Source organism: Serratia sp. DD3 (assembly GCF_000496755.2).
The window spans coordinates 1-14,096 of the sequence record NZ_AYKS02000035.1 but is presented as its reverse complement, the minus strand read 5'-3'; the positions used below and the strand labels follow the sequence as shown (position 1 = coordinate 14,096).

The 14,096-nt window shown below is 47.8% G+C and carries 11 protein-coding genes; 5 read left to right on the top strand and 6 right to left on the bottom strand.

Annotated elements, in window-relative coordinates:
* Positions 1-206: 206 nt before the first annotated feature.
* The 5 genes from IO95_RS06130 to IO95_RS06110 form a co-directional block, all read right to left on the bottom strand.
* Positions 207-1,397: a DUF4375 domain-containing protein gene (locus tag IO95_RS06130; protein WP_037384326.1), complete on the bottom strand. Its 1,191-nt coding sequence runs from the start codon at positions 1,395-1,397 to the stop codon at positions 207-209.
* A 24-nt stretch (positions 1,398-1,421) separates the two neighbouring features.
* On the bottom strand, positions 1,422-1,775 hold the full coding sequence (locus tag IO95_RS06125) for a VOC family protein (protein ID WP_023491859.1): 354 nt from the start codon (positions 1,773-1,775) through the stop codon (positions 1,422-1,424).
* 152 nt (positions 1,776-1,927) lie between these two features.
* A complete protein-coding gene (locus IO95_RS06120) occupies positions 1,928-2,704 on the bottom strand; it encodes an SDR family NAD(P)-dependent oxidoreductase (RefSeq protein WP_023491857.1) in 777 nt (258 codons plus the stop codon).
* Positions 2,705-2,965: 261 nt separating this feature from the next.
* Positions 2,966-3,991 (bottom strand): hypothetical protein, encoded by a 1,026-nt coding sequence (locus IO95_RS06115; RefSeq protein WP_023491856.1) that lies wholly within the window; start codon positions 3,989-3,991, stop codon positions 2,966-2,968.
* Positions 3,992-4,010: 19 nt separating this feature from the next.
* Entirely contained in the window at positions 4,011-6,038 is a 2,028-nt protein-coding gene (locus tag IO95_RS06110) for a heparinase II/III family protein (RefSeq protein WP_023491855.1), read from the bottom strand.
* A gap of 298 nt (positions 6,039-6,336) precedes the next feature.
* Between IO95_RS06110 and IO95_RS06105 the strand changes: the two genes are divergently transcribed.
* The 5 genes from IO95_RS06105 (at position 6,337) to IO95_RS06085 (ending at position 13,271) form a co-directional block, all read left to right on the top strand.
* Positions 6,337-8,109 (top strand): sodium:solute symporter, encoded by a 1,773-nt coding sequence (locus IO95_RS06105; RefSeq protein WP_023491854.1) that lies wholly within the window; start codon positions 6,337-6,339, stop codon positions 8,107-8,109.
* A gap of 98 nt (positions 8,110-8,207) precedes the next feature.
* Positions 8,208-8,738 (top strand): YgjV family protein, encoded by a 531-nt coding sequence (locus tag IO95_RS06100; RefSeq protein WP_023491853.1) that lies wholly within the window; start codon positions 8,208-8,210, stop codon positions 8,736-8,738.
* 57 nt (positions 8,739-8,795) lie between these two features.
* Positions 8,796-10,664 carry a DUF294 nucleotidyltransferase-like domain-containing protein gene (locus IO95_RS06095; protein WP_023491851.1) on the top strand — a complete coding sequence of 623 codons (1,869 nt, stop codon included), beginning with the start codon at positions 8,796-8,798 and terminating at the stop codon, positions 10,662-10,664.
* A gap of 6 nt (positions 10,665-10,670) precedes the next feature.
* Positions 10,671-11,411 carry an exonuclease domain-containing protein gene (locus IO95_RS06090; protein ID WP_023491850.1) on the top strand — a complete coding sequence of 247 codons (741 nt, stop codon included), beginning with the start codon at positions 10,671-10,673 and terminating at the stop codon, positions 11,409-11,411.
* A 357-nt stretch (positions 11,412-11,768) separates the two neighbouring features.
* Positions 11,769-13,271 carry a Na+/H+ antiporter NhaC family protein gene (locus tag IO95_RS06085; RefSeq protein WP_023491849.1) on the top strand — a complete coding sequence of 501 codons (1,503 nt, stop codon included), beginning with the start codon at positions 11,769-11,771 and terminating at the stop codon, positions 13,269-13,271.
* Here the strand turns inward: IO95_RS06085 and IO95_RS06080 are convergent.
* Positions 13,236-14,096: acyltransferase family protein (locus IO95_RS06080; RefSeq protein WP_235186738.1), on the bottom strand; the 861-nt coding region annotated here is incomplete at its 5' end. The two genes, IO95_RS06085 and IO95_RS06080, sit on opposite strands and share 36 nt — an antisense overlap.

The following is a 14,096-nucleotide window of genomic DNA, read 5'->3' as shown; positions in this document are numbered from 1 at the left end:
GTGCGCATAATGTATATTATGTTAAATTGAATATCGGGCTACTTAGTAGATAACTGCCCTGTGAACCCTGCTAGTCATACACTTCCCTCACCATACGCTTCGGGCTTACCATCCCCAAGGTTTATGGCTTTTTTGCTCAGAGACATTATCGGGCAACATCATACAAAAACAGCATGTATATGGTGTTACCCGACTCACGCTTAACACTACACAATCACTAGATCTCTTATCGGCTTTCCAGATTCATACCAAGTCACTTTGCCTTTAAGATACCCATTTTGTAAATGTCCTTCACGCCAGATATCATCGCCCAAGATCTCGTATAATTGGCCATTGCCATCTAGGGCCAGAGAATCACCGTCTTCATTCCAGCAGCCGATATAACGATCAATATCGCTCCCATTTTTGCGGATACTATGGGTATTTAGCCGACCATTACGCCAATAACTGTGCCGATGATCCCCATCCTCGTGTATCTCAATACGTTGCAAAAGTTTTCCGTCTGAGTAGTAACTCTCACGAAGTAGAACTTCGGTGGTGGTTCGCAGAATAGAGGATTTAACTAGCCCCTCATCAGAGTACTCCTCCTCTAGGCCATAGCTTTCCCAGAGCGCCCTGCTGGTTTTCTGCGAGTTTAAGGAGCCATTTTTGAAACGCATCTCACCACTACTGGTGCTGGGATAATGGATCCATTTCCGATTGCTACTCTCGTTTGACCTATTGTTACGCTCTACCAATAGCAATTGCCGGTCAGGTGTAAACCAGACCACATCGCATTTCCCCTCCTTACCCCGCTCAAACACATTAGGCCCCACGGGGAAACCATCACTGAAGCGCAACTGCCCGCGATAACCCTTGCCACGGCAAGCTACCCATGCCACTCCCTTGTCTGGTACCTCAGATAGAGGTGCGATATTGATATAATCCTGGGGGCACTGCAAAATATGCTGGTTGAGAGCGCAACTAACATGTTGATTCACTGCATAGAATTCAGTTTCTAGTGCATCAAATTTCTCGGCATAGTGTTTAAAAAAAGCCTCCGGCCCCTCATCACTCGAGCGAGCCTGGCGCACCACAGGAGCCACTTCTGCCCAGGCCGCATAGACACGCTCAGCAAAATGCAGATATTGTTTTAACAAAGGGTGAGCAGCCAAAAATTCTGGTACCTGCTCAAAACCGGGAAGGTAATCAGCCTGATTATAAAAATATTGGCTGACACCACCATTAGTCACCTCGCCATCGATAATATTCCAATATACCAAGGCGCGCGGTAATGGTGGCAATTCAGGTAACTCAGTATCGCCATCATAAATTGCTTCGGTTATTGCCTGAATAAAATAAGGTGCTTCAAGCAAAAAATCGGGCCATGTGATGATCGGTAGTTGTGAAGAAGACATAGAACCCCCTTAAAAAGCCAGAATCTACATTTCTTGGACGAACATCACGGTGTTTCCGGCTGGATCGCAGACTTGCGCAAGCTTTACGAATCCTAGGTCCTGCGTTTCGCTAGCGGTAACACCAGCGTCTTGACAAACGGCCCTTTGTACTTCGATATCGCGGACACCGCAAACTACAAATGATTTACCTGCAAGGCTTAGGTCAGGAGCAACTGAAACTTGAATCCAGGCATTTTCTGCCAGTTGCCATTCGGCGATTCCCTCATCAGGTGTAACATCTGGCTTGCGCCCAAGCCATTTGGCATACCATTCAACGGCTCCGTCGAAATCATTCACGTGAAGAACGGAGACTATGTTCGTAAAGTTGTTATTCGACACTTCCTTATTCTCCTTATCAAATTAAAATATCCGTTTTTTGTACTTGTAGGCTCAAAATATTAATAGTACGAATCCCCCGCTATTCCCCACTTCTACTGGCTGCCACCGCGACAGCCAGTTGCATTAACTTAACCCATCGTTTGCTAAAACCTTTAAGGCATTATTTGCCCGCCATTAATATCAAGGATTTGGCCGGTGATGTAGCTACTGCAGGTGTGGGAAGCAAAGAACAGGAATGCCGGAGCCACTTCATCACTGTGCCCAAAGCGTTTCATCGGGATATTTTCTGCGATGCGCGCTCTAAACTCATCGCTCTTATCAGCGTGAAAAGCAGTATCGATCACACCTGGGGAAATAATATTGAAGCGAATCCCGTCCTGAGTGAATTCTTTGACCCAGCTACGATTCATATTGTGCAACCAAGCCTTGGAAGCGGCATAGAGTGATGTTCCCATCCCCCCGCCCTCATGACCGACAATCGACCCTGTACTGATCACCGAGGCCGTCTGTCCATGGGTTTTTACGCTATGGCGCAAATGCGGGATGGCATATTTGGTCATCATTAAAGCTGAGCGACCATTGAGGTCCATCACATGATCAAAAAAAGCATCGTCGATATTCTCCAAGCCCTGACGGCCGCCCAAGCCACCGGTGTTGTTGATCAGTACATCTATGCCACCGAAATGGTTGACGAAGGCTTCAACCAAACGGGAGCACTCAGAGGATTGGGTCAAATCAGCTTGGAAATAGGCGACGTTAGCACCCAATGTCTTGAATTCTGCCAGCAGACTTGCACCTTCTTTAGCATCACGCGCCCCACAGATCCCCACTGATGCGCCTTGCGCAGCAAAGGCTTTAGCTGCCGCCAACCCGATACCCGCACTGGATCCGGTGATCAAGACGCGTCGTCCTTGTAAATCAGTAAACATGTGCACCTCAAAATATAAGTGAATATTCAGTTAGCCAACCCGACACAATCAATTTTTGGCTACTCAGATAATATCCACCGAAAACATCTGTTGCTCCAAATGGTTTTGTTATCATTGCAAGAATTTAATCAGGCAGGTTAACACCAACCAGCATGTTATTGGGTTTCGGTAATCTCCAGTACCAGTGATTTTGTGACACCGTCACGCACCTCCAAGTCAAGAACAGTGCATTGGGTTGCCATTCGACATCAATTGTTATGTTTACTTCAATCCACTCACTGGTACCCATCCTTCCGTCACATCATGCGTCACCGGATGGGTATAGCGAACCAAGACATAGCCAGCAAAAACTGGCTCGTTCAATACCTGCACTTTATCACCATCGACAATAAATGACTTTTCTTCACCGAGGCAAATCGGGTCAGGCGCATCGTAGAAATAGAGCCGCTGCTGATTATTGGCGACCTCTCGTGTAGTAAACTCTCCAACAGAGGTGGGACCCACGGCAGACTCCTGCCGAACATCATCACATCGTTGTTGTTTTGTTTGCAAAACCTCTTGCGGTAGCCATCCTTCAGTCATTTGCTGCGTTGCTGGATGTATATAGCGAGTCCATACAAAACCATTGTTCTGCCCCCAGGATAACGCCAGCACCTTGTCTCGATTAACCAGAAATGCTTTCACGGCACAGTTTTTGTTGGGGGCCCAATAAAAGGGTTGACGATTTTCAGCAATCTTCACATATCGTTCGCTGGAATCGCCAGCCACCTCGAAAGCATTAGGATAAAATCCCGCAGTGGGATCATCGCCCATATTTTGAATGGCCTGATAACATTGTTCATCAGCAGCGCGGCATGATTGATATTCCTGAGCTGCTGTTTTATCAATCTTCAATTTTACTGGGTGGCCCTCATCGAGACTCTCATCCAATAATTCACCTGTTTTTGGATCGTAAATTACCCATCCATAATGGCCTGCATTGGGTGATGAATCGGTTTTTCGTTGATGTTCATTAATGATTTGAATAAATTCGAGCCCTTTGCGGTCATCATGGTGTTCAATCAGGAACCCCAGATCTTCTGGACGTGGATGTTCACTGGCAACCATAGCCTGGTTAGAACTTGCTAAGAGTTTTCTGAGAGGAATAGCACAATTCCGAATGGGTTGGGCTACCGGATTATCGCTCAATGTAACATTGGTTATTTCAGATCCAGAAACTGGATAAGCAGTTAATACGATAAGAAACGAAAAAGTTAAAACGGCTAATTTTCTACTATAAACGGCCATACGCACCCTTCTATTCCCCTTAACACCAACCAGCATGTGATTGGGTTTCGGTAATCTCCAACACCAGTGATTTTGTGACACCGTCACGCATCCAAGTCAAGCTCAGTGTATTATGTTGCCATTCTACATTAACTTCCTCTATCGGCCGATTCACTGATAAGTCATGTAGCATCAACGTCCGCCCCTGAATTGCGCGGCTACGTAACAGCAGGCAGGAAAGATCCTGGGTGGCAGGGTTATCCGGTGCGCGCCCGCTCAGGAGCTCACCCTCACCGAAGATCCACTGGCGGAATGGTGCGGCGGCATTCACGTTGTAGTGTAACCTTTCACTTGGTGTAGGCTTAGCGGCTAACGGTAACCCCATGCAGTGATGTATGCGTGCCAATGCTCCGGTGGTGATCGGGTTATCTAATGGTTGCCAAATAGCTTCTGGCCGCGCCAACTCCCCACGGACCAGCCAAACCAGATCCATCTGGCGCTGATGCGGGTTGTGAACCAGATCGATTTCCACTGCCGCTTGATCCAGCCACAGCAGAATGCGCCGGAAGACGACATCTTGATAGGCCTGTTGATCCCACTGAACACGGGTATAGCTATCAAGCCCCGGATAAGGTTGACTCCAATCCACTTTCACATCTAACAAATTAAAGCCATCGCCCCCCTGCCGTGATAGCAATTGCGGGATAGCGGGCGGCTGATTACTTTGGTCGATCACTAATGTGTTATGCGTAGAGGAGTTTTTGTAATAACCATAATGCAGTTCAGCACCATAGCCAGTAGTGCCAAGATCAGGCAACAGATCAACACCCGCCCGCATCAGTGAGATCGATAAACGATCATAGTGATCGTGTTCACCACCATAGGGGCTGTGCTTCACCAATAACTGGTGCCCATGTTGCAGGTCACGGTATAAGGTCAACCCCGCCACAGGGGCATGCACTTCGGCCGCTAGCGGTTGATCATCAGCGGCGGGCAATGGTTCACAGCCATAAAGTAATGCATCAAGATCATTTCGTGGTTTCTGGCGATAGATGGTCTGCAGTGCCTGCGCATAAGCCGGCTCCCGATATTGGCGGTAAGCAAACTCATACAGATGGTTATGTGTTAACCACTCCTGCCCGGCGATGCAATCATTGATGCGCGGAAAACGGCCACTGCTATCCAGTACCCTCAAGGGGAAAGCGAGCATCTTGGCAAGATTCGGTTCCGCAGCCAGCGAGTAAGGGGTATCACAAGCCCACTTTTCGAACTGCAAAAATGCCTGCAACGCGTAGTAGTGATAATGGATCGACCCTTCGAACCAGAGGCCTTCAGCCAGGACACCGCGCTGTAACTGCCCTTTCAAGCCATACTTCCCTGCTAGCGCAAACTCAAGATAACGCGAGTCCTGTAAAATAAACCCGATAATACCGATGGTGGCCCCGATCTTAACCTCATGGTTATGCAGTTGTTCGCCACGGTGCGCCATTAAAAACTCTGCCCCTTCACGGAGTAAACGCTGTTCAATGGTTTGCTGTTCTTCGGCAGACAGTGCGGTACGAATGTAGTCATAACCCTGAGCGAAATCCAGATGGCAGTTGGCTTCACACAGTGTTTGTGCGTTCGCTTTCCCAGGCCCATTGTAAGGTATAACCCCATGCTCCTGATAATCAGGGTATTGTTCCGCATATCCCTGCAACAACTCACGTACTTTTTGTAAGTAAATAACGTTATCGGTCAGCAACCACAGTAACGCCAATTCATGGCACGCTTTGGCATTCAAGCCATTCAGACCGCGCCACCACCCACCATCATAGGGTTCCCCGGTAAATAACGCCCCATCCACCGGGCAGCGATGTATTTCTGGCGAGTCCCAACGCCAATCAAGACGCACACCGTGATCAGGACAAAAGTAGTAGAGATTCCATGTGGCTTTAGAATGGTTGGGCACCAATACGCTGTGTGTCAGAACCTGTTGATTATCAGCCTTGAGACGCTCCACCACTTGCGCTGCAAACTGATGACTGCGTAAAGCGCGCACCCGCTGTAACCGTTCATGATGTTGCATACCACCCTCTCCGCTCACCCTATTGCCTACAAGGCTTCATGTTTTCAAAAGGATAGAGTCAGCACGGTGAGAAATAAACCTAATTAAACCCATGCTTCATAAATTTGGGACTACCCCCTCAATAACGAAAAAAACTAGTCATTCTCACCTAAATTTTGTGATCTAGATCGATAAGAAATTGAAACAACGTTCCTAAAAGATGTAAAGTGTGCAAATATTTTTAAAACATCGGTTCATTTTATCTTTTTCTGTGGCCCGAGAATGGAATACTTTTAATTAAATAGGGGCGTTAGACGCTATGAATATTGATATCTTGGTCCTTGGAGGCTACTTCTTGCTGATGATTTTCATCAGTCTCGCCTTCAAAAAAATGGCGAGTAACTCCGCCAGTGACTACTTCCGGGGCGGTGGTCGGATGTTATGGTGGATGGTCGGTGCTACCGCCTTTATGACGCAATTTTCCGCGTGGACCTTTACCGGCGCTGCGGGCAAAGCGTTTACTGATGGTTTCGCAGTCACCTTTGTCTTTCTCGGCAATATCTTTGCCTATATTGTCTCTTACTGGTGGTTCAGCCAACGTTTCCGCCAAATGCGCGTGGATACCCCTACCGAAGCGATTGATCGTCGTTTCGGCAAAGGGAATGAACAATTCTTTACCTGGGCCATCATTCCGCTGAGTATCCTCAACGGCGGTGTCTGGCTGAACGGGTTGGCTATTTTTGTCGGTGCGGTATTTGGCTACGATATGGATACCACCATCTGGGTTACCGGCATCTCAGTACTGTTGATTTCGATGCTTAGTGGCGCATGGGGCGTGGTCGCCAGTGACTTTGTGCAAACACTGGTTGTGGCGGTAGTTTCTGTTGCCTGTGCGGTGGTTGCGCTGGTTGTTGTCGGTGGGCCAACTGAAATTATTGAGAAATTCCCAACCAACTTTGTGATGGGGCCAGATATGAACTACGGCCTGTTGTTGGTTGGTTCTTTCCTGTTCTTCTTGGTCAAGCAACTGCAAAGCATCAATAACATGCAGGACTCTTACCGCTTCTTGAATGCCAAAGATTCTAATAACGCCAGAAAAGCAGCGCTATTAGCGATGGCCCTGATGATTTTTGGTTCGATAATTTGGTTTATTCCACCTTGGTCGATGGCGGTCCTGGTCCCTGATGCGGCAGCAGCGCACGCTGAATTGGGCAATAAAGCAAGCGATGCGGTGTATCTGGTGTTTGCAGAACGTTATATGCCTCTGGGTGTCGTCGGTCTGCTGGTTGCCGGGCTGTTTGCAGCGACCATGTCTTCCATGGACTCTGCCTTGTGCCGTAATGCGGGTATTTTTGTCCGCAGCTTCTGGGCACCTATTGTTTGCCGTAACAAACCAATGAGTGAAGCGAAAACTTTGCGCATTAGTCAGTTGGTGACGTTGATCAATGGCATATTAGTCATCTTGGTTGCTCAATTGTTTGCTCAACTTAAAGGGCTGAGCCTGTTTGAACTGATGATGCGTGTTGCCACCCTGCTCCAGTCGCCAATTTTAGTCCCGTTGTTTTTTGGCATGTTTATTCGTAAAACGCCTAAATGGGCTGCATGGGGTACCGTGTGCTTCGGGATGTTTGTCTCGTGGCTGGTGATGAATGTCTTTACTGCACAATGGTTGGCTGACCAGTTTGGTGTCACTCTGACCAAGCGTGAAATCTCTGAACTCACCACCACTATCACTGTTGCTGCTCATTTATTCCTCACAGGTGGTTTTTTCTGGGCGACAACCCTATTTTATAAGCCTGAGAGTTTCACTGTGGCAGAAAGTCAGCGCATTCAGGATTTCTTTAAAGATATAGAAACACCGGTCATCGCTGATGATGAACAAGATACCTTTGACCGTATGCAGCGTAACAAGTTGGGGCATATCACCCTGATGATGGGCGCGGGTTTAATGTTGATGGTGTTGCTGCCTAACCCGCTGTGGGGACGTGCGCTGTACGCCGCCTGTGCGGGCTCCATCTTGCTGATTGGTTATCTATTAAAGCGCAGTGCGGGTGCAGAAGATCGCCGTAAAGCGGCACTGAATTCTCACTAATAAAATGGATACTCTACAAGGCGGCTTGGTGAGCGCCTCGATAGACCTAAGGCGCCGGATGGCGCCTTTGTTGCCAATTACACACAGGGAAACTGATAATGTCTTTTGATACACATTGGCTGGCACAACTCCTTGGGCTATTAGCCTGTGCTATCGGTATCACCGCCTTCTTACAACGGCAAGATAGCAAACTGCGGTTGCATCTTACCCTTAACGGTGCCCTGCTGGCGGTTCATTTTCTGATGCTGGGCGCAACCGTCGCCGCCATCAATTGTTTGTTATGTGCCGTGCGCACCTGGATCTCAGGTTATTACCGCACCACACTGGTGATGCTGCTATTCATTGTCTTGGCTTGGGGGCTGGTGATTCCACAGATCAATCATCCAATCCAATGGCTCACCGTGATTGGTACCACCCTGAGCACTTATGCACTATTTCGCTTGGATGGGCTGGCGCTGCGCCTGTGCATGCTGGCCAGTACGATCTGTTGGGTGACACATAATATTTGGGCCGGTTCCATTGGTGGCATTTTGCTCGAAGGCTCATTCCTGGTTATCAACAGCTACACTATTTTGAAAATGTACCGCACTCAGCGGAGCACGCCATCACTGGTTAAAGAAAACCCCTAGTCGAGCAGCATTCAGGTTGTCATCACAGCCTGAAACCACATCCAACAGGTTGCTAACATGTCTCAGACCCTACTGCCCAATATCATTGATTTTATCGCACGTATCGATCCATTCGATCAGTTGCCAGCCCAATTACAACAGGGAATCGCCCAAACCGTGCGTATCAGTTATCTTGGGCAAGGAGAAAGCTTGCCCTTTGATATTGATGCGCAGGAGCGTTATCTCTACATTGTGCGTACTGGTGCGTTAGAGCAGCGTATGTCCAACGGCGTGTTGCGTGCAAAGCTCGGGCCTGATGACTTGTTTGGTTTTACCTTTCTTGCCAGTACGCCGGGCAACCCTGCTGATTGTTACAACGTCACGGCTATTGATGACACTTTGCTGTACCAAATCCCCCATAGCAAGCTCAAGCAGTTACTGCATGAACACCCGCAGTATGCCAACCTGTTCGCGGCCCAAGCACGAGAGCGTTTGCAATCCGCACTGAATGTGGTTTGGTCGGATAACGACAAAGGGCTCTTCATGCGCCGTGTCAGTGAAATCCATAGCGGCAAGATTGCAGTGGTGGATGAAAATATGTCCATCCAGCAAGTCGCACGGGAAATGCGTCTGAATTGCCGCTCTTCCACGGCGGTCGTGATGGCCGCAGGAGAGCTGGTTGGCCTAATCACCGATCGTGACATGACCAAACGGGTGATTGCCGAAGGGTTCGATATTACACGCCCTATCCGTGAAGTGATGACCCCGAACCCAGTGACCATTCATCCTGATGATTTGGTACTGAAAGCGGCATCGTTAATGATGCAGCACAATATTCGTGGGTTGCCAATAGTTCGAGACCATCAGGTACTGGGTTTGTTGACTACTTCGCATCTGGTTCATAACCACCGCGTACAAGCCATCTTCCTGATTGAAAAAATTAAATATTGCGAAAGTATTGAAGCCCTCAGCGCACTCACTGTGGAACGCCAGGCTATTTTTGAAGCCTTAGTAGAAGGAAATGTGCCAGGCGAGAACATTGGCCAAGTGATGGCACTGATCATGGATGCGTATTGTCATCGGTTGTTGCAGATGGGGGAAACGTTATACGGGCCTCCACCCTGTGATTATGTCTGGCTGACGGCGGGTTCACAGGCGCGGAACGAAGTCCATATGTTCTCGGACCAAGACAATGCCATCATTATGGCGGATGAGGCCACGGAGCAAGATCGCCACTATTTTTTGCAACTGGCAAAATTAGTTGTAGAGGGATTAGACAGTTGTGGCTACCCACTCTGTTCGGGCAATTATATGGCCTCGGTGCATAAATGGTGTCAGCCGCTGCGTATCTGGCAAGCCTACTATCATAAATGGGTGACCAATCCCGAATACGATAAACTATTGAATGCCAGTGTGTTTCTTGAGTTACGCGCGCTACATGGTAACAAGGAGCTCTGTAATCAATTGCAACAGCATCTGTATAGCCTAATTGCTCAGCACCCGGTGTTCTTGCGTGCGCTAACTCGTGATTCCATTGCTACTCAGCCACCACTGGGGATCTTCAAAAATCTGGTGTTGGAAAAAAATGGGCACGATACGCCGGTACTGAATATCAAGCGTTATGCCTTAACGTTGATTATCGATCTGGCGCGCATTTACGGCATGGCTGCCGGTTGTACCCAAACTGGCACTGAAGAGCGCTTTCTCTACGCCCATCAGCATCAGGTTCTATCGGAAGAGAGTTATAAGAATATTATCGGCGCTTATCGTTTTGTGCTGCGTATCCGTTATTTGCATCAACTTAATGCGTTAAAGCAAGGTTTGCAGCCGAATAACCTGATCCGTCCGGATCAATTTGGCAGCTTTGAACGTAAACACTTAAAGGATGCGTTCCGTATTATTGGGGATCTGCAAGACTTCGCTAAATTACGTTTTATTAAGGAGTAACTGATCATGCTGGCCGTTTTTCGCTACTTTGCGCCGTTGTCGAAACTTGAGCGTGCCCGTGCCCATTATCTGGCGCAACATCCGGTGCTCCCCAAGGTACTCAAAGATCTGTTGCTCTCCCCCCTACCTAGTGCCAGCTGCTCACTGGCACAACTGCCCATCCTGGCGCTCGATTTTGAAACCACCGGGCTAGATCCTTATCTTCATCATATTCTGAGTATCGGGACGGTAGCACTCAACGACGGCGGGATCGCCCTCAGCAGTGCCGATCATAGCTACGTTAATGATCCTCGGTCGATCAATGCCGAGACCGCCGTGATTAACCAACTACTGCCTGAGCTGTTAGCTACCGGTCAACCTCTCGACCTTTTAATGGAAGCCCTGTTGGCCAACATGGCTGGGCAGGTCATGCTGGCACACGGTAGCATGGTCGAGCGGCGTTTTATTGAGGCCTATATTGCCAGCCGGTTTGGTTTACCGCCGCCACCGCTACTTTGGTTAGACACGCTGCAGATGGAAAAACGTCGTTATCGTCACCAACGGGAACTCAGCGGTGACTTTCGTTTATCCGTATTACGTCAAAAAGCTGGATTACCGGATTATCCCGCGCACGATGCACTGCTCGATGCCGTCGCCACCGCCGAACTGCTACTGTTTTATAGTACCAAATTGGTGACCTCACGCCCTGTCACCTTGGCCGATTTGCTGCAACTTCAGGGGAATAAAACAACGTTTTCAGGGGCATAATATCGGGTTGTGATAGCCGTGTTTATAAATCAATGTTCATAAATTCTATGTCGATAAATTCAATGTTTATAAATTCGGGATAGCCTACCTAACGCAACTGAGTAATAGTCTCTGGAAAGCATTTTCCGTGTCTGCATTCCCTATTCCCAGCCGTTTAATCACTGTGTTCACTGTTGCTGGTTATGCCGCCAAACCGCGCTATAGCAGTAAACTTGGGCTGTCGCTAATTATTAAAATAATCATCGCGATATAGTACAGCGAGCTATACTTATCGCAGTAACTAACTGCCACAGCTATCGCAGTTTCTTGACGTGAAATTCAGGCATTCCTCTCGTTTTAACCGTCTGTGGAGTACATATGAGCATTAAGACTAAAGCCCCTCGCCCGATCAAAGCGCCCAGTTACCTGGATGCCATCCTGCCCATTGTCACACTGATTGTGTTGGTGGGTGCTTCTGTGGCTTTGTTTGGTCTTGACGCGGTTAACGGCCCGTTACAGGTGGCGATCATTCTCAGCTCCATGATTGCCTCAATGATTATCTTGAAGAATGGTCATTCGTGGGAGGAACTTGCTGAATCTGGACGTAAAGGAATATCAACAGTTTCAGGGACCATTTTTATTCTCTTTTCTGTCGGTGCACTGATTGGTACTTGGAATATGTCTGGCACTATTCCCACCATGGTGTATTACGGCATTATCATGATTAGCCCCAACTGGTTTTACCCCATCGCTTTTCTGGTTTGTGTCGGCGTCTCTATAAGTATCGGTAGTTCCTGGACCACTGCAGGAACATTAGGGGTAGGCTTGGTTGGTTTAGCCACTATGTTGGGGATATCCCCTGAAATCACCGCCGGTGCCGTGGTCTCCGGCGCTTATGTAGGAGATAAAATTTCACCGTTGTCTGAAACGACGGTACTGGCAGCGCAATTAAATGGCGTCGAACTCTATAAACATATCCGTGCACAACTTTGGACCACCATTCCTGCCGCGTTTCTCGCCCTGTGTGCCTTTATTCTCTTGGGGCTGGACCCGATTGGCGCTTTTGATGCCACGGTCACTGATAATGAGCTGATGCGGTTCAGTGAACTATTTAATATCACCCCGTGGAATCTGTTGCCGCTGGTATTACTGTTGATACTCTCGGTATATAAAGTCCCTGCATCATTAGCCATCATGTCGTCTGCCTTACTGGCGGGGGTGATGACTTCTTTTATGCAGCCGCAAGTTATTGAAAGATTTATTGCCGAACCCGATACCGCTGCACCACTATTAGCTATTAAGGCCGTTTGGGTGGCGATGGCGAATGGATTTCAAGAAAACTCCGGAATGATGCAGATTGATGCCCTACTTTCCCGTGGTGGTATGGACAGTATGTTGCTCACCATCTGGTTGATTATTGGTGCGGTGACATTCGGCATTATGGTAGATGACTTTGGTCTGCTAAATAAACTGGTTACCCCACTGCTGTTACGTGCCAGAACGGTTGGTCGTCTATTTACATCGGTGGTTGCCACCGCAATTGGGCTTAATATTACCGCAGGTGATCAATATATTGCATTGCTTTTGCCGACTCGGTTATTCCAGGCTGAATTTGCCAAACGACGCTTAGCACCGGAAAACCTCTCACGTATTGTTTCTGATGCAGGGATAGTCACCTCCCCGCTTATTCCATGGAACTCCTGTGGGGCTTATATGGCCGCAGTGTTGGGCGTTTCCACCATGGCCTATATGCCCTTTGCCGTATTCAATATTGCTGCCCCTTTAATTACGCTGGCCTTGGGGATTACCGGCTTTAAGATCCGCTATATACCCAAAGCCACCGAGTCAAAAGGTGATAATCCTGGCAGTAAAGCGGTTTAGCAATAACAGCCTTGAAACGAGTACGGAGACAATGAAAACTATGATGAGCAATATGAATTTTAGTAAGGCACTTTGGAAATCATACAGCGTTATAATAAAGTAAAATACGCTGTAGTGCACAATGTACACGCCAACCATTGCCGGGCTGATAAACTTCACTATGGTGATTATCAGCCTGTTTTTTATGTCGATATTATCAAACAGAACAAACAGCGCTAGGCTCATGGCCAGCAGATGTAAATGCTCCAGCACAAACCAACCGGCTACACTGATTAGAGTGTGCGTTGATAAGTAGCGCTCATAAAAAAACATCGAAATGCCGATAGGAACAACCAATAATTTGGCTACCAACAACACCTTAGGCTGTTTAGTAAACCGCCGCCCAGGGGCCTCCCCCAACACATGCCCAACGATGTAATATCCACTCCAGATCCAAATAAATGAGTAACTCGATATGAATAGTGGGTCATCTGTGGTATCCAAGGGGCTGAATATATCCAACAGCGCAATAATAGCCACCAGGCCAATAAAAACCCCTGCAGTCACCTTTAAGTTATTAATCGCTTTGACAATGATTGGGTAAAGCAAATAAATGATCCCCATATTTAACAATATCCCATTCTGTAAAATATATCCCTGTTGGATATATTGTGTTTTCAGCAGGGAGAAAACTACATTCCATAATATCATTATCATTAAAATGGATTTAATCTTAAAGGCAATCTCTATTTTAGATAACTTACCCACTTCATCAAGATAACCCATGATAATAAAAAAAAGTGGTTGTGCAATGATCGACACGAAATACAGCGCACTCATTGTGTC

Excerpts from the sequence above, each read along its gene's own strand:
- IO95_RS06130 (WP_037384326.1), bottom strand. The coding sequence starts at position 1,397 with ATGTCTTCTTCACAACTACCGATCATCACATGGCCCGATTTTTTGCTT.
- IO95_RS06120 (WP_023491857.1), bottom strand. The coding sequence starts at position 2,704 with ATGTTTACTGATTTACAAGGACGACGCGTCTTGATCACCGGATCCAGT.
- IO95_RS06115 (WP_023491856.1), bottom strand. The coding sequence starts at position 3,991 with ATGGCCGTTTATAGTAGAAAATTAGCCGTTTTAACTTTTTCGTTTCTT.
- IO95_RS06110 (WP_023491855.1), bottom strand. The coding sequence starts at position 6,038 with ATGCAACATCATGAACGGTTACAGCGGGTGCGCGCTTTACGCAGTCAT.
- IO95_RS06105 (WP_023491854.1), top strand. The coding sequence starts at position 6,337 with ATGAATATTGATATCTTGGTCCTTGGAGGCTACTTCTTGCTGATGATT.
- IO95_RS06100 (WP_023491853.1), top strand. The coding sequence starts at position 8,208 with ATGTCTTTTGATACACATTGGCTGGCACAACTCCTTGGGCTATTAGCC.
- IO95_RS06095 (WP_023491851.1), top strand. The coding sequence starts at position 8,796 with ATGTCTCAGACCCTACTGCCCAATATCATTGATTTTATCGCACGTATC.
- IO95_RS06090 (WP_023491850.1), top strand. The coding sequence starts at position 10,671 with ATGCTGGCCGTTTTTCGCTACTTTGCGCCGTTGTCGAAACTTGAGCGT.
- IO95_RS06085 (WP_023491849.1), top strand. The coding sequence starts at position 11,769 with ATGAGCATTAAGACTAAAGCCCCTCGCCCGATCAAAGCGCCCAGTTAC.